Source organism: Xanthomonas sp. CPBF 426 (genome assembly GCF_903989465.1).
GTDB lineage: Bacteria > Pseudomonadota > Gammaproteobacteria > Xanthomonadales > Xanthomonadaceae > Xanthomonas > Xanthomonas euroxanthea.
The window spans coordinates 4,231,953-4,254,905 of sequence record NZ_LR861805.1 but is presented as its reverse complement, the minus strand read 5'-3'; the positions used below and the strand labels follow the sequence as shown (position 1 = coordinate 4,254,905).

The following is a 22,953-nucleotide window of genomic DNA, read 5'->3' as shown; positions in this document are numbered from 1 at the left end:
GGCGGTTTGGGGGGATATCGCGGTGAAGCGGGGCCGCTTGGCTCCGAAGAACGTGTGCGAGGTGTTCGCCTGTTAGGTATGTCATCAAAGCGTGCCGCAGACTCATGGACGCCCCCCAGAGATCGAGCCTTCCGACGCTGGTAAGCCGTCAGTCGCGGATGGCTTTAAGCGATGGGCGAGCCAGCTCTCAAGGTCGTGGATGTAGCTGAAAACTGCGGGCACTATCACTAGGCTCAACAAGGTGGAGGTGATCAGGCCGCCGATCACCGCGATTGCCATGGGCTGGCGGAAGCTGGCATCCGAACCTAAGCCGAGCGCGATCGGCAACATGCCGGCGATCATCGCGACCGTTGTCATGACGATGGGGCGGGCGCGTTTGTGGCAGGCGTCGAGTAACGCATCGATCAGCGGAAGGCCATGCTCATTGCGCGCGAGTACCGCGTACTCGACCAGCAGGATCGAGTTCTTGGTGACGATGCCCATCAGCATCACCAGGCCGATCATCGAAGGCACGTCGAGCTCGCTGCCCACCAGCAATAGAGCGATGAACGCGCCGCCCAGAGATAGCGGGATCGCCGAGAGTATCGTGACGGGCTGGAAGAAGTCTTTGAACAGCAGGATCAACACGCAGTACATGCACAGGGTGCCGGTCACGATCGCCCATACCAGGCCGGATGACAGTTCCGCAGCTACTTCGGCATCGCCCGTCTGCATCAGCGAGACGTTTGAGGTCATGTTACGCACGGAGGGCATTGCATTGGCGATGGCGATGGCCTCACCCAGAGAATGGTTGCCCAGTTCAGCGGTCACGGTGACATAGCGCTTGCGGTCGTAGCGGTCGATCTGTGCCGGCCCACTTTCCATGGCGAGAGTAGCCACGCTGGAGAGCGGGACCAGACCATCACGCGAGACCACGCGCAAGGCAGACAGTGCGGCGATGTCCTGGCGCACGGCGTCGGGGACGCGCACCCGGATGCCTATCTGGCGGTTGTCCAGATTGAGCTTGGACAATTGGGAGTCGAAGTCGCCGCTGGTGGCCGTACGCATCAGTTCGCCGATGGCGGCACTGCTCACGCCGTGTTCGGCTGCCCGGTTGAGATCCGGCCGTACCACGATCTCGGGGCGCTCCAGGCTGGCCGTGCTGCGCACACCGGACAGACCGGCTGCCCGGAGTTCCCGGGTGAACGTGTCCACGGTGGTGCTGAGCGCGCCGGCGTCATCGCTGGCGAGGATCATCTGCAATTGCTCGCCAGAGCCGCCGCCGACTGTGAAGCGCGCACCGGGGACGTTCTCCAGTGCATCCCGCACGGCCCGTTCGATCTCGGACTGGATGGCGCGCTCTTGGCGAGCGGTCAGCACCAGCGTGAGCTCGCCCTTGCGCACGTCGCTCACCTGCGTATCGCTTCCGCTCTCGGCGGCCCCGACAGTGGTGAAGACGCTCTGGACGCCGTGCAACTGGCCAACCGCAGCGCGTACCCGCTCGGCAGTGGCCACGGTGTCATTGAGCGCACTGCCCGGTGCCAGCTCCAGCGTCACCGTGGTGAAGCCCCGGTCCGACGGGGGTACCAGCCCCGTGGGGATGAAGGGCAGCAGCGCCATCGAGCCGACGAAGAAGGCCGCGGCCGCGGCCATGGTCTTGCCACGATGGTGCAGGCTCCAGTCCACCACCTGCAGGTAACGGCTCATTAGCGGGCCGTCATGCTTGTTGGCCGCGTGCATGCCGGGCTTGAGCAGCTTGGCGGCCATGATGGGGGTGATCAGGCGCGCCACCATTAGCGAGGCGAGCACAGCGATGACCGCTGTCCAGCCGAACTGCTTGAAGAATAGGCCCGGCACGCCACCCATGAGCGTTGTGGGCACGAACACCACCACCAGGGTCGCCGTGGTGGCGATCACTGCCAGCGCGATCTCGTTAACCGCGTCGGCCGTGGCCTGCATGGTCGGCTTGCGCATGCGCCGGTGGCGCTCGATGTTCTCGACTTCGACGATCGCGTCGTCTACCAGAATGCCGACGACCACCGCCAGTGCCAGCAGCGTGAGGGTGTTGAGCGAGTAGCCCAGCCACCACATCGCAGCGAACGCGGGCAGGATCGACAGCGGCAGCGCCGAGGCAGCAACCAGCGTGGCGCGCCAGTCGCGCAGGAACAGCCAGACCACCAGCACGGCCAGGAGCGCCCCCTCGTAGAGCATCGCCATCGAACCCTTGAACTGTTCGAGGGTGTAGGCCACGCTGCCTGAGACCGGGGTGATCCGCAGGGATGTGTGCTGGGCCTGAAGCTGCTGCAGTGCTTCGGCCACCCCTTCGGCGATGCGGGTTTCGTCGAAGCCCTTGGTGCGCTGGATGCTGAAGCCGATGACGGGCTTGCCGTCCAGAAGCGCCGCCTGGCTGCGTTCGGCGGCGGTGTCACGCACCGAGCCCACCTGATCCAGGCGAACCTTGCCGCCGGTGGCGAGAATGACCGGCATAGCGCGCAGTTCGTCCGCCTGCCGCACCGTGGCCACTGTGCGCAGCGACTGCTCTTCGCCGCCCAGTTGGCCGCGTCCGCCAGAGGAGTCCTGCTGGGTGCGGCGCAACGCGCGCGAGACATCGGCTGCGGTGACGCCAAGCGCATTCATCTGCACCGGGTCGACGTCGACGCGGATCTCGCGCTGCACGCCGCCCAGCCGCTTGACTCCGCCCACGCCCGGCACATTGAACAAGGTCTTGCTCAGCGTGTCGTCCACGAACCAGGACAGCGCGACCTCGTCCATGGTTTCGGAACCGACCGAATAGGTCAGGATGGGCCTGCTGCTGACCGTCTGGGCACTGACGGCCGGCTGTAGCAGATCCGTTGGCAGGTCCGAGCGCACCCGGTCGACGGCATCCTTGGTCTCGATCAGCGCGTCGGACAGCGGCTTCTCCAGCTCGAATTCGGCCTGGAGATGGACTTGGCCCTCGGTGATTGTGGTCCGCGTGTGGCGTAGTCCGCTGAGCGTGGCGATGGAGTCCTCCACCTTGCGCGCAACTTCCGTTTCAAGCTGGGCGGGTGCCGCACCGGGTTGGGAGAGCGTCACATTGATCGAGGGCAGATCCATGTCGGGTAGCGCCTGGATCGGCAACTGGTGGAAGCCGTACAGGCCCGCCAGCGTCAGCAGCATGAACAACAGGACGGCCGGGATGGGGTTGCGTAGGGACCATGTCGCGAAGTTCATCGCAGAGCTCCCGATGCGGCCGAGCCGGCAGTATTGGCCGCGTCGGATCCGACCCGCACCGTGTCGCCGTCGGCCAGCAGCCCGGCGCCCTGGGCAACGATGCGTTCGTCGGCCGCGAGCGGATCCAGGATCTCGACCTCGGCCCCCTGGCGGCGGCCAATGGTGACCGGCCGCGCCTCGACTTTGGATTCGTCGCCCGTTCCGGCCAGGCGGAAGACGATGCTGCGGCCGTCACGCACCACCACGCTCGTTGCCGGCAGCACCTGCGCCGCGCTGGGCGCGAGCGCGATACGACCGTTAACGTACATACCGCCGCGCGCCAGGCTGCCCGGCTCGATGTCCGCATAGACCAGGCCCAGCCGCGAGCGCGTGTCCAGCAGCGGCGCGATTTGACGTACGCGCGCCTTGGCGGACCGGCTCTGTGGCAGTTGCAGCGTCACGTCCTGGCCGACGGCGATGCTGGCGATCTGCGTGGGGGTGAACTCGCCCCGCCATTCGAGCCTTCTCTGGCGCACCAGGCGGAACAGCTCCTGGCCATTGTTGGCGACCGCACCCAGCGTGGCGATACGGTCGCTGATCACGCCATCGTCCGGCGCTACCACGTCTGCTTGGCGCAACTGCACGCGCTTGCCCTCCAGTTGGGCCCGCGCGGTGATGACCTGGGCCATGGCAGTATTGGCCTCGGTGACGTAGCGCTGCACCTCCTGATCGCTGATGCCACCGCTGCCTTTGAGTTGCAGCGCACGGGTGCGGTTGGCATCGGCCTGCGTCGCCACGCCTTGTGCCTGGGCCAACGCGGCCTGCAGTTGCGCCTCCTCGGCGCGGAGCGTGGCCGTGTCGAATCGTGCCAGGAGTTGGCCGCGACGCACCACGTCACCGACCGCGACCTCGAGCCGGTCAATCCTCAGGCCGGACGTCTGCGCGCCGATGATGGCTTCCTGCCAGGGGGCGATTACGCCGCTGGCTTCTATTGCGCTGGCCCACTGCACCCTGCGGGGAAGTGTGGCCGTCACCGACAGCGAAGCCTGGCTGTGAGCCGGGGCCGGCGGAGCGGCGCGCGACATGACACCCCAGGCGGTGGCACCGAGCAGCACCAGGGCGGCACCGGCAACGGCGGCCCATATAAGCCGGCGGCGGCGTGATGCCGCCGCGGCTATGATGGGCTTAGGAGATGGCATGGACGTAGTCATGACAGCGCGCCGCTCGGCGTGGCCGCCGTGGCGTGGCCCGAGGCGCGGACCAGCGCGATCCAGGCGCGGTTGCTGTCGTATGCAGCAGCGATGGCGCTGTCCTGGGCGTCGGCGAGCTGGCGGCGCGCATCTTCAACCTCGAACAGGCTCACGGCACCGGCGTTCCAGCGCGCCTGCGTCGCGTCAAGCACGCGCTGTGCGGCGGTGACGGCATCCAGCGTGCTGCGTCGGCGCGCGGCGGCTGATTCGATCGCGGCCATGGCGTTCTCGACGTCCTGTGCGGCGGCGCGCACCACCAGACGCAGATTGGCCTCGGCCGCACGATGGCGGGCTTGGGCAGCAGAGACATTGGCCGCGCCGCGGCCTCCATCGAAGACTGGTGCAGCAAGCGTCGGGCCGAGCGACCAGACGGTCTCTCTCACGGACTGCCCTGCGGCCCGCAACCATTGCCCACTGAGCGCAGCCGCCAGATTGAGCCGGGGAAGGCGCTCGGCGCGCGCGACCGCGATCTCCGACCATGCCGCAGCCGCTTCGCGTTCGGCAGTGACAACGGCCGGGTGGGCCGCGAGTATGGTGGCCGGCATGGCCAGTTGGACGACAGGAGTCGGCGGGATGGCCGTCACCAGTTGTGCCACGCCGGCCGCCTGAGTGTCCATGGTAACCACCCCTTGCACTGTGGCGCGTGGCTGACCGGTGATGGCGACCAGTGCATTGATGTGACGTGCGCAGGTTTCCTGGCGCGTGGCCACCGTCGTGCGCGCGCTGGCCAGACCGCTTTGCGCCCGAGCCTCTTCAATGGGCGCGACGAAGCCGGTATCCAGCCGCTGGCGGGTCAGTGCCAGGGTCTTTTCGCGCGAGTCGATTTCCTCGTGCAGCACGGCAATGGACAACTCGCAGGCGCGCAAGTCCAGCACCAGGTCGCCGATCTGTGAGGTCAGGGCCAGCCTGGCCGCCTTAGCATCGGCATCGCGTGCCTGGATCCTCAGTCTGCCGGCCTCCACTGAGTTGCGCACCCGGCCGAAAAGGTCGATTTCCCAGGACAGCCCGGGGCCGACCCCGCTCTGCGTGCTGAGGATTGTGCCGCCTGATGCACTGTTGATGTTTAGGCTGCGGCCCCGGGTGGTGTTGCCGTTGACATCCACCGAAGGTATCCGTTGCCCTGAGGTTGTCCCGAGCAGGGCACGGGCCTCGTCGACCCTGGCAATGGCTTGCGCAACGCTAGGACTGTCGTTGAGAGCAGCTTCTGCCAAGAAATCAACCGCCGGATCCTTAAGTTGGCGCCACCATGCTTCATCGCTGGGCATGGGTATTGCCGCCTCCGGAGCGGGCATTGTCCAAGCCTCGGGCGCCTCCAAACGCGTCGACTGATAGGATCCCTGGGTCGTACACCCCGTCAGTAGAGCCAGCAGCATCACCGTGCCCCGTGACCTACCGCGGAGCAGAGCGTGGCCGTCGGAGAGCCCCGTCCGACAACGCAGGTCCTGCGACGCGGTGAAACTCGGTTTCTGGAGATGCGAGCGGGGCGAGAAGACAAACTCCCGTCGCGTGAGGCAACTCAGGTGCGTCCGCCTGCCTGGGCTTAGTCTGCAATCCAGCATGAACCTTCCGATTTCTTGGCGCGTCAAGGCGGTGTGCCGTAAGACGTATGGTGCCCAAGCGGAATTAGGAGGTTTTTATAGTTATTAAGAATTTTTTAAAAATCAGGTCATTTAACGCACGGGGGGCAAGCTAAAGTCGCATCCTTGATTCGAGGCAGGATTTCCATTGGGCCATGGTGGACAACGTTCCACCAATCGCGGCTGGGGCTGCTGGATCAGCTGAGCCCGGAACCTAGACGATGCTCGGGAAAATGACACGCACCGTGAGCCCCCGGTCTTCCAGGCCGGTGTCGGTGCGGATTACAGCGTTGTGAGACTCTGCAATACCTGCCACGAGTGATAGGCCGATACCGCTACCCCGCACAGGTGTACCCGCGACCCGGTAGAAGCGTTCGAAGATGGCCTCGTGTTGCTCGGGCGGAACGCCCGGGCCGTCATCTGCAACTTCCAGATAGACCATCGAGTGCTCCGAGTCGCGACCATCCGGCGCTTGGTTGCCGCAGCGCACGAGCACATTGCCGCCTTCGCTGGTGTAGCGCATGGCGTTGTGCATCAGATTACGTAGCAATATTCCGATTTCATCGATGTCGCAGGAAATTCTGCAGGGTTCAACAGCGAGGAACAGCGAGCGCCGATTCTGGCTCGCATAGATCTCGAACTCTCGAGCAACGTGGTGTACTAGCTTATCCAGATCCGCCGGAAGGTGTTTGGGAGCCTTGGCACCGGCGTTGATGCTTGCAAGATCGAGCAGCTGCTCGCTCAGTCGAGTGCTACGGCTGGCAACTATCAGCAGTTTTCTTAGTGCTGCATCCTTGTGTTGAGGGTCGGTGGCTCGCAGCGCAATCTCTGCCTGGGCCTGCAAGGCTGACAGCGGCGTGCGAAGCTCATGAGCCGCATCTCCAATAAAGCGCCGTTCCCCTTCGATAGCCTCGTCGAGTTGCTCGAGCACATGATTAAAAGAATCGACCAATGGATGCAGTTCCCTTGGCAATCGATCTAGCGGTAAGGCGGTGAAATCGAAGCGACGACGATGACGCATCGCAGCGCCTAGCGCTCGTACGGGTCTGAGCGCTGACTGGCTCACGAACCACATGACGACACCCGCTATGACAAGCAGGACCGTTGCGAGGGCTAATGCGTGAGCTGCTTCATGGCGCATGTCCGCATCTACGATGCTCTGTAGATTCCCCACCTGTACAGTCACGCGTCCGGTGCTATCGGATGCGGAATACACGCGCCATTCGTGGTTCTCGACGCGGGTAGAGGCCGCACCATCAGAGAAGTCGGGTTTAAGGGGCAACTCTGGGGAGCCGGGCGTGTTGGCGACCATTCGATTACGATCAATCCAAATTTGAAACACCAACTGTTCGTGTTCGGCACCGGAAATTTCTTTCAATTTGAGGCCTGGCCTACCTCTTCCGTTGAAATTACTGTCTGCGGGAATTGTCACCAAAAGTTGGGTGGCAATCGCACGGAGCTTCTCATCCCACGTGCTGGTACGGTTAAGTGAGAGCTGCGTGAGCACGACTCCGAGCACTATCGTCCAGCACAGCGCGATAACCGCGAAAATCACGAGAATGAGCTGTGCGTTGAAAGAGCGCGACTTCAAGCGGTCGGCTGCCCGATGACGTAGCCAAGTCCGTGGACGGTGCGGATTAGATTTTCTCCAAGCTTACGTCTTAGCTGATGGATGAAAACGGCGATTGTGTTGCTCTCGACATTGCTCGATGTTCCATAGACGACGTCGTGAAGTTGATCGCGGGTGAGAACATGTCCAGGCCGCTCGATCAGAGCAAGTAGGGTGCGGTACTCGTGGGCGCTGAGAACGACTTCGGTGTTAGCCTTGGTGACGACGCGTTTGCTACGATCAATACAGATGTCGCCGTGAGTGAATACAGGCACGACACGCCCCTGACTACGACGAATGACAGAGCGCACGCGCGCCCAAAGTTCATCAAATTGAAATGGTTTGACTAAGTAGTCGTCGGCGCCGGCGTCTAGGCCAACGATGCGCTCGCTTAGCTGACCGCGTGCGGTAAGGATCAGCACCGGCGTGGTGTCATAACGCCCTCGCATAGCGCGCAGTACAGATAGACCAGAATCGCCTGGTAGACCAATGTCCAGTAGCACAGCTGCATAGGCGTGATCCACCAGCGCGCTGCGCGCTGAATGTGCGTTGACGACATGGTCGATGTTCCATCCGCTCTGGCGCGCAGCATCGCAAATAGACTCTCCCAGCATTTCATCATCTTCGATCAGGAGGAGGTTCATGCAATAAACATTCATTTTGGCGGCGGCCTTTTTTGCAATCATGTAGTGAATTTGTTAATAATTTTTTAAAGTCTCTCAAGTTTCCACGTTGTGTGTTCGATTTATCAATGCATGTGCAAGTTGTTTTTGTTTCGCGAGGCGAGATCAGGTTCGCTTGCTGCAACTCGATGAGCCGAATGCTTACCGCATGGCCGAGAGGACGTTATCGCTACCCAAGGATGCGGTCCACCCAGTTAAGGAAATCGCGCTGCATAGGAGCCGGGATGCCATGGTCGCCTGTATATAGGCTGATCTCATGTCTCACTCCGACCTCGTCGAGCAGCACGTCGGCCTTGTAAGCCCAGTCCACGCTTAGTTTGGTGTCGTCGCGGCTATGTCCGATGAATGCCTGGACGGCCGACAGCGCGCCGCGATCAGCGATTTGGGGCCTGATTTCGGGGAGAATGCGGCCAGACAGGATGCCGAAGCCCCTAAGCAACCTGGGCTCGGTCAGGCCAACGCTTGCGCTCATGATACCGCCTTGGCTGAAGCCGGCCACCACGGTCTGCGCCGGTGCCATTGCATATACCGCCTGCACCTGCGCAATAAAGTTCGCTAGCAGTTTACGGCTTGCTTCGGCGGCCTCCAGATCCGGGCGCGGTCCCTGCGGCCCGAACGACACTTGGAACCAGCCGTGTTGGTTCGTACCCAAGGTCAGGGGGCCACGGACCAAGACGACGAGCGTATCAGTGGCCAGCTCCGCACCAAGCGGCGCCAGGTTGGTTTCGTTGCCGCCCACGCCATGGGCCAGGATCAGCAGGCGCTTGGCGGGCGCGTTTTTTACGACGCTGGCTCGGAACGGCAGCGCCAAATCGGTACGCAGATCGGACCAAGTGATGTTGCTCATGCGGCATCCTCCATTGCGTCGGTGTGAACCCCGAATCCGAAGGAATCCATCGACAGGACGCCGTAGGTCATTCCGCCCCGGATCAGGCTGCGGGATTCATTGGGGACGCTTGCACCCACTGCCACCAGCAGCGGCAGGTAATGCTCCTGGGTGGGATGCGCACGTCCTGCGTGTGGTGCCTGTGTGCGGTAACGCAACAGTGCCGCGTCATCGCCTCGCGCGATGGCCGCCGCGATCCAGTCCGCAAATTCCTGGGCGTATTCCGGATCCCGCACATCGCTGCGGAACTCGTACAGGTTGTGGGTGAGGCTGCCGGAGCCAACGATCAGGACACCTCTGTCCCGTAAAGGTGCCAGGGTCCGGCCCAATCGTAATGCGCCCTCGGCGTCCATAGTGCGGGGCAGCGAGACCTGCAGGACCGGCACGTCTGCATCAGGCTTCAAATAGCGCAGCGGTACCCAGGCGCCGTGGTCCAGGCCGCGCTGCGAGTCGATCGTTGCCGGCAGGCCTGCCTGGATGAGTAGGTCGACAATGTCGGCGGCAAGATCCGGCGCGCCGGGCGGCTCGTACTTGAGCGCATAAAGGGGCGCCGGGAATCCGCCGAAGTCGTGGATGGTCGCCGGCCTGGCCCCTCCTGCGACACGGATGCCGATGGTCTGCCAATGGGGGGATACCACCACGATCGCGGACAGATCGCGCAGCGATGTGCCGAGCTGCTGGAGATTGGGGCCGAGCACACCCGGTTCGATGGCGAACATCGGTGAGCCGTGGGAGATGAAGAGCGAGGGAGCTCGTGTCATGGGGATGCTCCAAGATTGGCGGGCGCCTGGAGCGCCCGCACGCTGCATGAGGGTGTGTTCCGGATCGAGCGTCTTACGACGCCTGACCGTTGCGGCGGCTTCTCATGCCGTCGATGCTGAACTCGCCTGCGCCATTGGCGGCCAGCAGCAGGAAGCCGCCGGCCATCGCGATGTTCTTCCAGAAGCTGATGGCCTGCATCGCATCGCCGAAGTCGGCATGGAAGACCGCTGCGGTCGCTACCGAGAAGACCGCCAGGGCGATGGCGATCCAGCGCGTGAATAGGCCTGCGGCGATGGCGAGGCCGCCACCAAGCTCCAGCAGGATGACTAGCGGCAGCAGCGCGCCCGGCACGCCCATTGTTTCCATGTACTGCTGGGTACCGGCGTAGCCGGTGATCTTTCCCCAGCCGGAGATGACGAAGAGCAGCGAGAGGCCAATGCGGCCCAGCAGCGAAAGGGGGGCGTTCATTTCAGTGTCCTTGAGATGTGGCGTGCTGGCGAAGGTCAGAGCAGTTCATGCCTTCGCCAAACGCGGTGGTGAAGGTCCGCGCCGGCGGACGCGGACGCATTGCCTTACTTGATCATGCCGAACGGATCGGGCACCGGACGCTTCGCCGGATCGGCGTTGTTCCAGAACTGCTGGACGATCCAGCCGTACTCGGGCAATCCGTCGATGAACGGCGGCAGCATGTCGTTGCCCGAGGGCAGCTTCCAGTCGGCTTGCAGTTCGGCGCCCAGGGCGTAGACGGTATTGAGCTGCGCGCCGGCAGCCGTCATCCGATGCATCGCGGCCTCGGCCTCATACTTGCTCCAGGCCCCGGAGGCATCGACCACCGGATGCACCAGGTAGCCGTCGTTGACCATCGACAGGGTCGGCAAAGTCACGCAGGTTCCGAGCGTCACTCCCGAGATGATGATGTGGCGGCGCCCGGTCCGAGCAACCAGGTCCTCCAGCGCAGCACGGAAGGTCGGGTCTTCGTAGGCGTTGATGATTCCTGTGCGGCGATAGATCGGCTGGTCGTGGAGGAGCTCCTTCAGCTCCGGCAGTAGATCGCCGTTCTGCCACTGAGCATTGGACGAAGACAGCAGCGTTGGGATCTTCAACGCCCTGGCCATCTGTGCCAGCGCCAGCACATTGGCCTTGTAGCCGGACGCTTGCGCAAAGTCGCGGACGCTGGCCATGAGGCCGATCTGGTGATCGATGAACAGCATGATGCTGTTGTCCGGAGCGGGCTTTTCGTAGACGGCGCGTCCGGCCTTGAGGGCATCGGCCGCACTTGTCCTGAGCGGCAGCACCTGGTCGCTGATGGGGCTCACGATGTCGGCGGGACGCTGTTGAACGGTGGTCTGTGCCGGTTCGTTCATGGTCTTCTCCAGAGTGAAGGTCGTTCCGAATCAGTTGCGATGGATCCAAGTGGGCGCGATCTGCGTGCCCTGACCAGCGCCATAGGCGAAGTAGATATTCAGCCCGGCCAGCGGTTCCAGGTACCGCGCGTTCTTCAGTCCGCCAGCGTCGACCGGCTGGAAGCCGATGCTTTCGGCAAGTGCCCGCACGGTCTGCTTTGCGCGCTCATCGTCACCGGCGTAGAAGACCGGCACGGTCTGACCCGCTGCGAAGACCGGGCCTTCGGCCAGTACCTGGGCAAGCACGGTATTGAACGCCTTGACCACGTGGGCATCCGGCAGCGCCTTGGCAATTTCTTCGGCAGCCGAGCTGTCGTAGCCCAGGGTCAGGCCCATGTAGTCGGCCGTCAACGGGTTGGTAATGTCGATCACGACGCGGCCTTCCAGCGATCCGAGCGCTTGCAGCGCCGGGACGGCATCGGCGTAGCCGGTGGCGACGATGACGACCTGGGAGTCGCCCAGTGCGTCGGCGGGTGCCAACGCGGTTGCGCCGGGATGCGCGGCGGCCACTGCCTGAGCCTTGCTCAGGTCGCGTGCGGCGATACGGACCTGATGGCCTGCGGCGGTGAGCTGCTTGACGAAGCCTGCGCCCATATTGCCGGCACCGATGAGAGTGATGTTCATAGTGATCGTCCTGTCGAGAGAGAGAAACAGAGGGCTCGGGATTGCTTGGTCCCCAGCAGCCGACAGCGGTATCGGCTTGAGACGAACTATATTGGCGGCGTCAAATGAGATAAATTGCTATTCGATAGATAAATTGTTCCGAATAAAGAGACTATGGATCTGCTCCAAGCCATGAAGACCTTCACCGCGGTGGTAGAGGCCGGTAGCTTCGTGCGGGCTATGGAGGTGGTAGGGCTGTCCAAGCCGGCGGTGTCCCGTCACGTCAATGAATTGGAAGGGCATCTAGGCACGCGCCTGCTGCAGCGGACGACGCGCCGCCTGTCGCTGACGGGGGAAGGCCAGGCCTACTACCAACGCTGCAAGGACATCCTGCTTGCTGTCCAGGAAGCCGAGGCCGAGGTAGGGGCCAGTGCGCTGCAGGCGCAGGGTCGGTTGCGGATTGGCGCGCCGCAGACCTTCGGGGCGCTACATCTGGCCGCGCTATGGGGCCGATTCGCCGCACGCAATCCGCAGGTCACGCTGGATATCGTGTTGTCCGACCGCGTGATAGATCTTGTCGAGGAAGGCTATGACCTTGCGGTGCGCATTGCGCGATTGTCCGACTCAAGCTTAGTCAGCAGGCGCCTTGCTCGAACGCGTATGGTGCTGTGTGCTTCGCCGGATTATCTCGCCGAGCGAGGAACGCCGCAGCATCCGCACGAGCTCGCCCGGCACGATGTGATCTCCTACACGTACTGGTCGTCCGGCGACATCTGGAGCTTTCAGGGGCCCCAGGGCGAGGAGACGGTGCGCACGCATTCGCGTATCCACGCCAACAACGGCGATACCTGCCGGGCGGCGGCCTTGGCGCATCAGGGGATCATCCTGCAGCCGGACTTCCTGGTGTATGCAGACCTAGACAGTGGTGCGTTGGTCGAGTTGATGCCCGAGTTCCGCGCGGCGGAACTGGGCATTTTTGCCGTCTACCCCACGCGCAAGCAATTGCCGTTGAAGGTGCGACGGCTGGTAGATTTTCTGGTCGACGCATTACGCGCGCCGCCTTGGACGCATTGATCGTGCAGGACCCATGCGCCTCCACAGCGTATGCAGTGCTGGCGAGATGGAACCGGGGCTGCCGCGATTGCTTGCGGGAGGTGCATGAGAATTCCTCGATGTCCGCAGGTGCATCGGCCATTGTCGAGCAAAAGCCGGCACGCCGATACGGTGGTGATCCGGCTGGTCATGAGCCTGTCCGATCTCCAGGACACCGGCGCGTCGTTGACCCGGTCGCACGTCGAGCATCCACTGTCTCAAATTTGAATGAGATTTTAGATCTTGTGCGAAATATCTCGTACTCGATTGTCAATACGCAGCCGTTCAAGCATTACGGTTAGGAACAGGTCGCATGACGCAGCCGGCGGCGAGCGAGCACCGGCGCGGCTTGCGGGGCGCGTGCAGCGTACGCAGACATCAGCCAGGAGTAAGCCTTGAAGCACAGTCGTGTCGTAGTCCCACTGCTATTGGGCTGGTTGGCCTCGCCGGCCTCGGCAGCGGTCAGGCCTGGACTGACGCACGATCTGACGGTCGCCGCGATGTTCCAGCAGGCGGACTGGGTGGTGAAGACAGTCATGGGTGTGCTCGTGTTGGCTTCGGTCGCCACGCTGAGCATCTGGATCTACAAGACCTGGGAGATCGTCGCCTGTCGCCGGACCATCGCCACGGCATTGAAGTCCCTGTCGAGTTACGGCGAGCTGGCCAGCTTCGCGCAACTTCCGGACCCGGTCGCCGCTGCGATGGTGCAGGTCGCCATCGGCGAGCTGGAACGATATCCGGCCGGGCGGCGGCATGTGTTCGCAGAAGGCATCAAGGAGCGCACGGCCGCCCGGATCCAGCGCGTGGAAGCCGGCCAGCAGCGCAGGCTGTCGCGCGGTGCCAGCGTGCTGGGCAGCATCGGCGCTGCGGCGCCGTTCATTGGCCTGTTCGGTACCGTGTGGGGCATCATGAACGCTTTCATCGGCATTGCGCACTCGCAGACCACCAACCTTGCGGTAGTTGCGCCTGGTATCGCCGAGGCGCTGCTGACAACGGCTTTCGGCCTGGTGGCGGCGATCCCGGCAGTCCTGGTTTACAACGCAGTAACGCGTGCCATCGCCGGCTACCGCGTACGGATGAATGATGCTGCGACACACGTCATGTGCTTGCTGAGCCGGGAGCTGGACAGCGAACTGGACGCGCGACGCACGCCGGGGCCAGGCCATGTCATTTAAGCTTGATTCCGGAGACGAGCACGACACCGGCCTGCACGAAATCAACGTCACGCCCTTCATCGACGTGATGCTGGTGCTGCTGATCATCTTCATGGTGGCTGCGCCGCTGGCAACGGTGAACGTGCCTTTGGAGCTTCCGGTGTCCAGCGCCCAGGCGCAGCAGGAACCGCAGGAGCCTGTGGTGGTGAGCCTGAAATCGGACCTGCGCGTGTACGTAGGCGAGACCGAGGTGGAGCGGTCGGCACTGGGCGCAGCACTACATACCCTGCTTGGAAGCGATCGCGATGCGCGCGTGTTCCTGCGTGCCGACAAGACGGTCCCATACGGCGATTTGATGCGCCTGATGAATGTGTTGCGTGAGCAGGGCTACCAGAAAGTGGCCTTGGTCACTCTGGACCAGACGGAGATCTAGGCACGATGCGCCAGCGTGGGGTTTCCGATTCGACCCGCTGGGCGGGCAGCATCGCCAGTGCGTTGCTGCTGCACGGCGGCGTAGCGGCGCTGATGTTGCTCGATTTCGTCGCGCAGCCCCCTGCACCTGTCGCAGCGCCGTTGGCGGCGATGACGGTGGAGCTTGCGCCATTGCCTGCGGCACGGGAGCACCAGCTCACCGAGAAGCCGCCTGGACCGGAGCAGATCGAGTCGCGGGTGCAGCCCAAGCCGCAGCCGCGTGCGTTCGATCCGCCGCCGGAGGTCAAGACACATCCGCCTCCGGATGCATTGGCGGCCAAGCTCGAAGACAAGCCGGAAGCCGAGCAGGTGACGGGGGCTGACCGCACTACCGCCGTGCCGTCGAGCGTGGCCCCGGCCGTGGCCGATGCTGCGCTCCAGGCGCCGGTTCAGGGCGTGGCCAGCGAGAACGCCACGGCCGTCATCCAGAGCTGGGAGAACCGGCTGCTGACCCACCTTGAGCAGCACAAGCGCTATCCCGGTGCCGCGCAGCGGCGCCGGCAGGAAGATACGGTCTATCTGCGCTTCACGATGGACCGCAGCGGCAACGTGCTGCAGTGGACCATCTGGCGCAGCCGCGGCTATGCGTTGCTGGATGCGGAAGTAGATGCGCTGATCCGGCGCGCCGCGCCGCTGCCGCCGCCGCCGCCGGAGATGACCGGCAACACCGTCGAGATGATCGTGCCCGTGGAGTTCTTCCTGCGCCGCCAGCTCGCCCAGGGACGGGGTCCATGAAATGGCGACGCGCCGAGCCGGCGGCGGCCGCAGCGAGCGAGGCGGTGTTGGCCGGTGCGTTGACGACCGAGGAGCTGACGCGGATCTTCATCGAGATCCGGCCGAGCCTGGAAAGGGTCATCGAGCGCCGCATCCTTGACCGCCATACCGCACAGGATCTGGCGCAGGACATCTATCTCCGCCTCGGGCGGGTTTCCAGCCTGCTGTCGAGTGAAGAGGCGGCGCGAAGGTATCTGATGCGCATGGCCGTGCACGCGGCGCTGTACCACATGCGCAGCGAAACCAATCGGGTGAAACTGCTCGCGGGCGCGTTGACGTTGTTCGAAGGGCATGTCGAAGAACCTGAAGAACACGCGCATGCGCGCGACCAGATGAATCTGATCGAGGCCACGCTTGCCGAGCTTCCGGCAAAGTGTCGCGACGTGCTGTACCTGACCCGCATCGAAGGCCTGCCGCGCGAAGAGGTTGCCGCCCGGTTGGATGTTTCGCTGAGTTTGGTAAACAAGTACGTGCTGCTTGCTCTGAAGGCCTGCGCACAGAAGCTGGGCGAGAGATGAACGGACACAGGCCCCTCTTGTCAGTTTCGGGCTCGCTGGGCGTTAGAGGAACAGGCAGATGAGTAACGACGACACAATGCGGACGAAGATGGAGTTGGGTGCCAGCGATCCGATGGATCAGGCGCTCGCGTGGGTTTCACGTATTGCCACGGGCGAGGTCGACGCCGATGCACTGGCCGAGTTCGAGCGATGGCGCGATTCGGACGCCAGTCACGAGAAGGCGCTGAACAAGGCTCGGCACTTGTGGCTGATGATCGGAGAGCCCTTGGAGGCGCAGTACGCGCCGGTGATGGCGAGTCTTCCTGCCTCCGCAGCGCAACGGCGCCAGGTCCGGACGCGACGCCGTTGGCGCCGTCCGGCGCTGGCGACTGCGGCAGCATTGCTGCTGGTCGCAACGCTGGGGGGGCAGTGGCAGCGGGACTGGCGATTCGACCAGACCACCGGCATCGGCGAGCAGCGGACCCTTGCCCTGGCCGATGGCAGCACCATGTGGTTGAACACCGGCAGTGCCGCCGACGTGCGTGTCGATGGGAATCGGCGCCATATCGACTTGGCACGCGGCGAAGCCTACTTCGACGTGGCCCACGATCCGCAGCATCCGTTCACCGTGGATGCCGGCGGCGGCCAGGTCACGGTGCTGGGCACGGCCTTCGGCGTTCGCCGCGAAGGCAGAGAGGTCGTGGTGACTGTGCAGCGAGGCAAGGTGCGAGTCGCCAGGGAGGGGGGCGGCGCCGTGTTCGTCACCGCGGACGAGCGCGTTCGCGTCCATTCCGGCGAATCGGCGCCGCACATCGAAGCGGTCAACGCGGAACAGGCGCTGTCCTGGCGCACTGGACGCCTGCAGTTCGAGAATCGCCGTATCGGCGAGGTGCTGGACGACCTCAAGCGCTACGACCGGCGTCTGGTGCTGGTCAGCTATCCGCACGCCAAGCAGCAGCGCGTGAGTTCGATCGTGGACCTGGCGCGCCTTGACGAGTGGTACGACACGCTGGAGCAGTCCTTGCCCATCAAGGTGACCCGCATCGGGCCGATCGTCTGGATCCACACATCCTGACGCACGCGCTCGGGTCCGCGCGGCCACGCTGAGCGACCGGTCCGTTCGCCGGAATTTCAGGTCGGCGCGCCCACCAGGCAGCGCCCCGGGTCGAGCGCGATCGCGGTTGCCTCACCGTTGTCCAATTGTCAACTTCGGCCTTCTCAAGCATTACCCCTTTAAGAGATCCGGCCGCGCGTGTGAGGCGCACGGATCGGGCTCGGGTTCGTCCGGATGGCACTACCGGAGCGTGATCGACGATAACCATGGGGAAAAGGGATGAGGCAAAGAGCTTTCAGCGCTTCACAGGCTTGGGTTTTCGAATGGATGGTGCAGCGATGCGCGAAGGGCACGCTGGTGGCAGTTGCAGCGGCAGTGGGTGCCTTCACCTGGGGCGTGGCGCCGGTGGCTAGCGCTCAGGAGACACTCGCGCAGCAAGGGCAGACGCGCGATTTCGATGTGCCTGCCGGACCGCTCAGCAACGCCTTGCTGCGCTTCGGCACCCAGTCCGGCCTTCAATTCAACGTCGACAGTCGGTTGACCGACGGCAAGCGCACCGAGGGCCTGCAGGGCAGCTACTCCATCGAGGGGGGCCTGACCCGGTTGCTGACGGGAAGCGGCATGACCTTCCGGTTCGCCGGCCCGCGCACGGTGGTCATCGAGGAGATCCCAGACGCCGGCAGCACGCGCATGCTCGGCCCGCTGCGTGTGGAGGGCGATGGCAGCAGCCGGGCCATGGCTGGCATCAATGGAAGCACGGACGTGACCGCCACCGAGGGCAGCGGCAGCTACACCAGCGACGCGCTGGGCATCGCCAGCAAGATCCCGCTGTCGATCAAGGACACGCCGCAATCGGTCAGCGTGGTCACGCACGAGCGCATCGTCGAGCAGAACCTCACCGATTTCTCCGCGCTGATGGCCCAGAGCGCGGGCGTGAGCACCATCACCGGCAGCAACGGCCCGCTGGAGGCGGAGTTCTATTCGCGGGGCTTTCGCATCCAGCGCCTGCAGATCGATGGCGGCGCGCCGCTGGACATCGCCTCCACCACCAGCTTCGGCATGGTGCCGCAGTTGGACATGGCGCTGTACGACCATGCCGAGATCCTGCGCGGCGCCGATGGCCTGTTCAACGGGTACGGTGCGCCGGGCGGGGTGATCAGCCTGCTACGCAAGCGCCCGCTCGACCATCGCCAGGTGGTCGTGGAAGCCCAGGCGGGAAGCTGGAGCAACTACCGCACGACGCTGGATGCGACCGGTCCGCTGGGGCTGGACGGAAAGCTGCGTGGACGCGGCATCCTCGTCTGGCAGGACCAGAACTACTTCTACGACATCGCACGCAACGAGAAGACGGTGGTCAACGGCGTGCTGGAGTACGACCTGACGCCGTCCACGCTGGTCAGCGTCGGCGCCAGCCGTAGCTGGCAGGACGCACTGCCGTTCGCCGGCGGCCTGCCGCGCTACGTGGACGGCAGCGACCTGGGCCTGTCGCCAAAGACCTGCTTCTGCTTTCCCTGGAACAGCTACGAGTTCGACACCACCGAGCTCTATGGTCAGGTGGAACAGGCACTGGGCCAGCACTGGGGCCTGAAGCTGAACGTCACGCGGACCAAGCAGGAGCGGACCTGGACCTACGGCGTGGTCGGCGGCGCGGTCAATCCGGGGGTGCTGACGGGCCCGCAGATGGATCAGATCAAGGAGGACGGCGCCAGCGAGCAGATCGCTGCCGACCTCACGCTCAATGGCACCTTCAAGCTGTTCGGCCACGAGCAGCAACTGGCCGTCGGCGCCAACTACATGAAAGCCGATGGTGCCGGGTTGACCCGTTACGTCCCCTTGGATTCCGACAGCGTTCCGGTCAACGTCTTCGGCTTCGATCCTTACGACCCGGCCTACGCGCAGGCCGGCGCGATGGCCGCGTATCAGCGCTATCCAACCTACCTGAGCCGCCAGACCGGCGCCTACGCCAACCTGCGCCTGACGTTCTGGGGGCCGCTGCACCTGAACATCGGCATGCGCTACAGCACCCTCGAGTCCCGGGAGGTGCTGGACAGCATCTGCCAGGATCCGTCGGGGTGCATGGACTGGCTCGGCGACGATATCTGGGCGTTCGGGCAGGTCTACGACACGTATCCTTTCGAGTACTCCACCAACAACATTAGCTGGCCTCCGAACGTTTCGCTGAGCTACGACGTGACCGACGACGTCACGGCCTACGTCGGCTACAGCGACATCTATGTCGAGCAGTCGCTGCTGCTGGGCCACGACGGCAAAACGGTCGATCCGATCACCGGCAGCAATATCGAGGCAGGCGTCAAGTGGGCAGCGCGCGATGGCCGGTTGAACGCCACGCTGGCAGCCTATCGTATCGAGCAGAAGGACTTCGCCTCCCTGGACGGTGACCTGAGCACGCCCGACGGCGGTACCCATTTTTGCTGCTACATCACCAACACCGATCTTAAGCGGGTGAGCCGCGGCGTGGATATGGAAGTCACTGGCGAGATCCTGCCTGGCTGGCAAGTCGCTGCCAGTTACACGCGCAACGAGAACGAGGAAACCGGTGAGCTTTCGACTCAGAACGGATTGCCGCTGCAGAGCCGGCTGCCCAAGCACCTGCTCAAGCTCTGGACCAGCTACCAATTCCAGGGTGGCGGCTGGCTGGGCCGGCTCAACGTCGGCGGCGGCGTGAACGCGCAGAGCCGCGGCTACTACAGCGGGGTGGCATGCCTGGCGGTGGACCGGGTGACCGGGGCGTGCACGGGTGGAACTGCGGCGTTCGATTTCCAGCAGCCTGGCTACGCCGTGGTCTCCACGCGCGCGGCCTTGCAGCTCGACGAGCGTTGGACGGTCGCGCTCAACATCAACAACCTGTTCGACCGGACCTACTACCAGACGGTCAGCAATTCCTCGGGCGGCAACTGGTACGGCGAGCCCCGCAACTTCACCGTGTCCCTGCGCGGAAGCTTCTGACGCAGTTCCCCCCTTAGGCCTGCCTTCCGCGCTTACCGAACGCAGGTCACTTTTCAACGATTGGCCCTGATGCGGCCGTGGAGTCCTATGCCGATGTCTCGTTGTTCCCTGCTGCTTGCCTGCTTTTTGTTTTTGTCCACCGACGCGGGTGCGACCACACCCGACAGCGTGCGTACTGCGCTGCCTCCAGGGGTGACCACGGGAGCCAGCGTTGAGGGCATCAGCGAGTACCACCTGGCCAACGGCCTAACGGTCCTGCTGTTTCCCGATGCCAGCGCTTCATCGACGCTGGTCAATGTCACCTACGCGGTGGGTGCGGCACATGAGAACTCTGGCGAAAGCGGCATGGCACATCTGCTCGAGCACCTGCTGTTCAAGGGCACACCCACCGTCGCCAACATCGCTGCGGAATTCAAGCGCCGGGGCATCACCTTCAACGGCACCACCGGGCAGGACCGTACCAACTACTATGGCTGGTTCTCTGCCAACGAGCAGACGCTGGACTGGCTGTTGATGGCGGAAGCCGATCGCATGGTCAACGCCAACGTTGCGCGGGAGCAGCTGGATAGCGAGATGACCGTCGTCCGCAACGAGTTGGAGATCGGCGAGAACAAGCCCACGAGCCTGCTGCTGCAGCGCATGACCTCCCAGGCCTTCCTGTGGCACGCCTACGGCAAGAGCGTGATCGGCAATCGCGCCGACGTGGAGAACGTACCGATTGAGCGGCTGCAGGCCTTCTACCGCACCTGGTACCAGCCCGACACGGCCACCGTGATCGTGGCCGGCCGATTCGACCCGCAGCGCGTCCTTGCCACGGTGCAGCGCACCTTCGGTGCCGTGCCACGCCCGAGCCGGACACTGCCGGTCCGGTACACCGTCGAGCCGGCACAGGACGGCGAGCGCGAGATCACCGTCAGGCGGGTCGGGGAACTGCACCTGATCGCCCTGGGGTACCACACACCGGCAATGGCGCACCCGGACGCCGCAGCGCTCAGGGTGCTGACCAACATCATGGGCGCCGTGCCCGGTGGTCGCCTGCACAAGGCGCTGGTGGTTCCCAAGCTGGCGGTCAACAGCGACAGTGCAGTGGACAGTTTCCTGGAGCCGGGACTGGCCGGCTTCTATGCCACGCCCATGCTCGGCAGCGACCCGGCACAGGTGGAGCGTGTGCTGCTCGATCAGGTCGAGGGACTGGCGGCACATCCCTTCAAGGAGGAGGAAGTCGCAGCAGCGAAGCAGAGACTCGGCAACATGTACGATCGTGCCAGGGACAGCAACGTACTGGGCGTGGCGAACGCGCTTTCAGAGTCCATCGCCGCGGGCGACTGGAGGCTTGGATTCGTGTATCGCGATGCCATTGCCAAGGTCACCGTCGTCGATGTCAACCGAGTGGCCCGAAAATACCTGGTACCGGCCAACCGCACCCTGGCGCGCTTCATCCCGAGCCCACAACCCGAGCGCGTCGAGATCCCTGCCGCTCCCGACGTCGCGAGCCTTGTCTCGCGCTACAAGGGACGGCCTGCGGTGGCCGCCGGCGAGGTATTCGACAATTCTCCGGAGCATATCCAAGCCCGGACACGCACAATGACACTGGGCAAGGGGTTGAAGGTCGCGCTCCTGCCCAAGCAGTCCCGCGGCAATCGCGTTTCGGCCGAGCTGATGTTCCACTTCGGCGACGAACGGTCCATCGCCGGGCGCCAGGACGCTGCCAGCTTCGCCGGCAATCTGCTGATGCGCGGCACGCGCACGATGACCCGCGAGCAGATCTCCCAGCGCTTCGACGACCTGAAGGCGCGGGTTTCCGTGCTCGGTGCCGGCCAGATGGCGTACATCGGCATCGATACCGACCGTGACAACCTGCTGCCGGCCCTGCGGCTGGCGGCAGAGATCCTGCGTACGCCGTCTTTCCCGGAGGATGAATTCGAGCAGATCCGCTCGCAATCGATCACCGGAATGGAGGATCGCAAGCGCGAGCCGGGTCAGATCGTCGACTATGCCATGCGCAAGTATTTCGATCCCTGGCCGTCCGGGCATCCGCGCGCTGTGCGCTCGCTGGATGACGAGCTGGCGGGCGTCAAATCGGTGAAGCTGGAGGACGTGAGGGCTTTCCATCGCGACTTCTATGGAACCGCCGACGGCGAGGTCGTCGTGGTGGGCGACTTCGACGAGGCGCAACTGCGACGGGAACTCGATGCGCTATTCACCGGCTGGACCTCGCCCAGGCCGTTCGTTCGTACACGCGAACCGTATTTCCAGCCCAGCAAGGCCGTCCGCGAGATGTTCGAAACCCCGGACAAGGCCAACGCGGTGATCGTCTCGCGCAGCAATTTCCCGATCCAGGTCGACGATCCCGACCACCCTGCGCTGCTGGTCGCCGCCCGCGTCTTCGGCGGCGGCGCCAAGGCCTCGCGCCTGGGCGACCGCATCCGCGAGCAGGACGGCCTGAGCTACTACGTCGGCAGCGGGGTGATCGTCAGTCCGGAGGACGACAACGGCGTGTTCTACATGCAGGCCACTTCGGCCCCGGAAAACATGCGCCGGGTCGAGGGGGCGATGCACGAGGAGCTGCTTCGTTTCATCCGTGAGGGTGTGACCGAGCAGGAACTGGCCGACGCCAAGGCCGCCCTGCTGTCGTCCTACCTGGAGGCTCGCGCCACCGATGGCAGCATCGCCTCCGGGCTGCGCCTGAATCTCTACCTCGGCCGCACCATGCGATGGGACGCGGACTTCGAGCGCACCATCGCCGGGCTGACCGTCGAGCAGGTCAACGCTGCGATCCGGCGGCGCCTTCACCCCGAGGCGATGAGTACGTTCGTGGCCGGCGACTTCGCGGGTGCGAAGCGACGCATGGCCGGCGCAAAATAGCCGCGTGCGGCGTGCCTTCGAGCGGTGTGCGCCACGGTCTCCGGTGGCAGTCTGGCAGCATCGGCCGGGCGGGTCGGCTTGCCGCCGGTCGACCGGTGGACGTTCCGTCGCGATGGAGAGGGGCGCGCCCAGATG

Annotated in this window: 18 protein-coding genes; 8 read left to right on the top strand and 10 right to left on the bottom strand. The window is 64.2% G+C overall.

The annotated features are described in order from the left end of the window. Positions 1–102 precede the first annotated feature (102 nt). From H7A87_RS17980 to H7A87_RS17935, 10 genes are all read right to left on the bottom strand, one after another. The gene (locus H7A87_RS17980) at positions 103–3,192 is read right to left on the bottom strand and encodes an efflux RND transporter permease subunit (RefSeq protein WP_119128152.1); all 3,090 of its coding nucleotides are present in this window, start codon (positions 3,190–3,192) and stop codon (positions 103–105) included. Continuing rightward, on the bottom strand, positions 3,189–4,370 hold the full coding sequence (locus tag H7A87_RS17975) for an efflux RND transporter periplasmic adaptor subunit (RefSeq protein ID WP_119128154.1): 1,182 nt from the start codon (positions 4,368–4,370) through the stop codon (positions 3,189–3,191). The genes H7A87_RS17980 and H7A87_RS17975 overlap by 4 nt, the downstream gene beginning before the upstream one ends. Before the next feature lie 8 nt (positions 4,371–4,378). Continuing rightward, complete coding sequence (locus H7A87_RS17970) at positions 4,379–5,794, bottom strand: efflux transporter outer membrane subunit (protein WP_119128342.1); 1,416 nt, start codon at positions 5,792–5,794, stop codon at positions 4,379–4,381. Between the two features lie 418 nt (positions 5,795–6,212). Continuing rightward, positions 6,213–7,589 (bottom strand): ATP-binding protein, encoded by a 1,377-nt coding sequence (locus H7A87_RS17965; protein WP_119128156.1) that lies wholly within the window; start codon positions 7,587–7,589, stop codon positions 6,213–6,215. Beyond that, on the bottom strand, positions 7,586–8,251 hold the full coding sequence (locus tag H7A87_RS17960) for a response regulator transcription factor (RefSeq protein ID WP_119128343.1): 666 nt from the start codon (positions 8,249–8,251) through the stop codon (positions 7,586–7,588). Before H7A87_RS17960 ends, H7A87_RS17965 begins: the two co-directional genes overlap by 4 nt. A 208-nt stretch (positions 8,252–8,459) precedes the next feature. Then, positions 8,460–9,137 carry a phospholipase gene (locus H7A87_RS17955; protein ID WP_119128157.1) on the bottom strand — a complete coding sequence of 226 codons (678 nt, stop codon included), beginning with the start codon at positions 9,135–9,137 and terminating at the stop codon, positions 8,460–8,462. Continuing rightward, the gene (locus tag H7A87_RS17950) at positions 9,134–9,937 is read right to left on the bottom strand and encodes a class III extradiol ring-cleavage dioxygenase (RefSeq protein ID WP_119128158.1); all 804 of its coding nucleotides are present in this window, start codon (positions 9,935–9,937) and stop codon (positions 9,134–9,136) included. Before H7A87_RS17950 ends, H7A87_RS17955 begins: the two co-directional genes overlap by 4 nt. Positions 9,938–10,010: 73 nt before the next feature. Next, on the bottom strand, positions 10,011–10,406 hold the full coding sequence (locus tag H7A87_RS17945) for a DoxX family protein (protein ID WP_104535250.1): 396 nt from the start codon (positions 10,404–10,406) through the stop codon (positions 10,011–10,013). A gap of 104 nt (positions 10,407–10,510) precedes the next feature. Beyond that, on the bottom strand, positions 10,511–11,302 hold the full coding sequence (locus H7A87_RS17940) for an isochorismatase family protein (protein ID WP_119128159.1): 792 nt from the start codon (positions 11,300–11,302) through the stop codon (positions 10,511–10,513). Positions 11,303–11,332: 30 nt separating this feature from the next. Continuing rightward, complete coding sequence (locus H7A87_RS17935; protein WP_104535248.1) at positions 11,333–11,965, bottom strand: NADPH-dependent F420 reductase; 633 nt, start codon at positions 11,963–11,965, stop codon at positions 11,333–11,335. A 153-nt stretch (positions 11,966–12,118) separates the two neighbouring features. Between H7A87_RS17935 and H7A87_RS17930 the strand changes: the two genes are divergently transcribed. From H7A87_RS17930 to H7A87_RS17895, 8 genes are all read left to right on the top strand, one after another. Further along, a complete protein-coding gene (locus H7A87_RS17930; protein ID WP_119128160.1) occupies positions 12,119–13,018 on the top strand; it encodes a LysR family transcriptional regulator in 900 nt (299 codons plus the stop codon). A gap of 413 nt (positions 13,019–13,431) precedes the next feature. Further along, positions 13,432–14,211, top strand: coding sequence for a tonB-system energizer ExbB (exbB, locus tag H7A87_RS17925; RefSeq protein WP_147421073.1), 780 nt, complete (start codon positions 13,432–13,434; stop codon positions 14,209–14,211). Then, positions 14,201–14,623 carry a TonB system transport protein ExbD gene (exbD, locus tag H7A87_RS17920; RefSeq protein WP_119128162.1) on the top strand — a complete coding sequence of 141 codons (423 nt, stop codon included), beginning with the start codon at positions 14,201–14,203 and terminating at the stop codon, positions 14,621–14,623. Before exbB ends, exbD begins: the two co-directional genes overlap by 11 nt. Before the next feature lie 5 nt (positions 14,624–14,628). Beyond that, entirely contained in the window at positions 14,629–15,396 is a 768-nt protein-coding gene (locus H7A87_RS17915) for an energy transducer TonB (protein WP_119128163.1), read from the top strand. Next, positions 15,393–15,953, top strand: coding sequence for a sigma-70 family RNA polymerase sigma factor (locus H7A87_RS17910; protein ID WP_104535243.1), 561 nt, complete (start codon positions 15,393–15,395; stop codon positions 15,951–15,953). The genes H7A87_RS17915 and H7A87_RS17910 overlap by 4 nt, the downstream gene beginning before the upstream one ends. A 58-nt stretch (positions 15,954–16,011) precedes the next feature. Beyond that, positions 16,012–17,007 (top strand): FecR domain-containing protein, encoded by a 996-nt coding sequence (locus tag H7A87_RS17905; protein WP_119128164.1) that lies wholly within the window; start codon positions 16,012–16,014, stop codon positions 17,005–17,007. A 309-nt stretch (positions 17,008–17,316) separates the two neighbouring features. Beyond that, complete coding sequence (locus H7A87_RS17900) at positions 17,317–19,953, top strand: TonB-dependent receptor (RefSeq protein ID WP_180496790.1); 2,637 nt, start codon at positions 17,317–17,319, stop codon at positions 19,951–19,953. 93 nt (positions 19,954–20,046) lie between these two features. Continuing rightward, on the top strand, positions 20,047–22,818 hold the full coding sequence (locus H7A87_RS17895) for a pitrilysin family protein (RefSeq protein WP_180496789.1): 2,772 nt from the start codon (positions 20,047–20,049) through the stop codon (positions 22,816–22,818). The last annotated feature ends 135 nt before the right edge of the window (positions 22,819–22,953 follow it).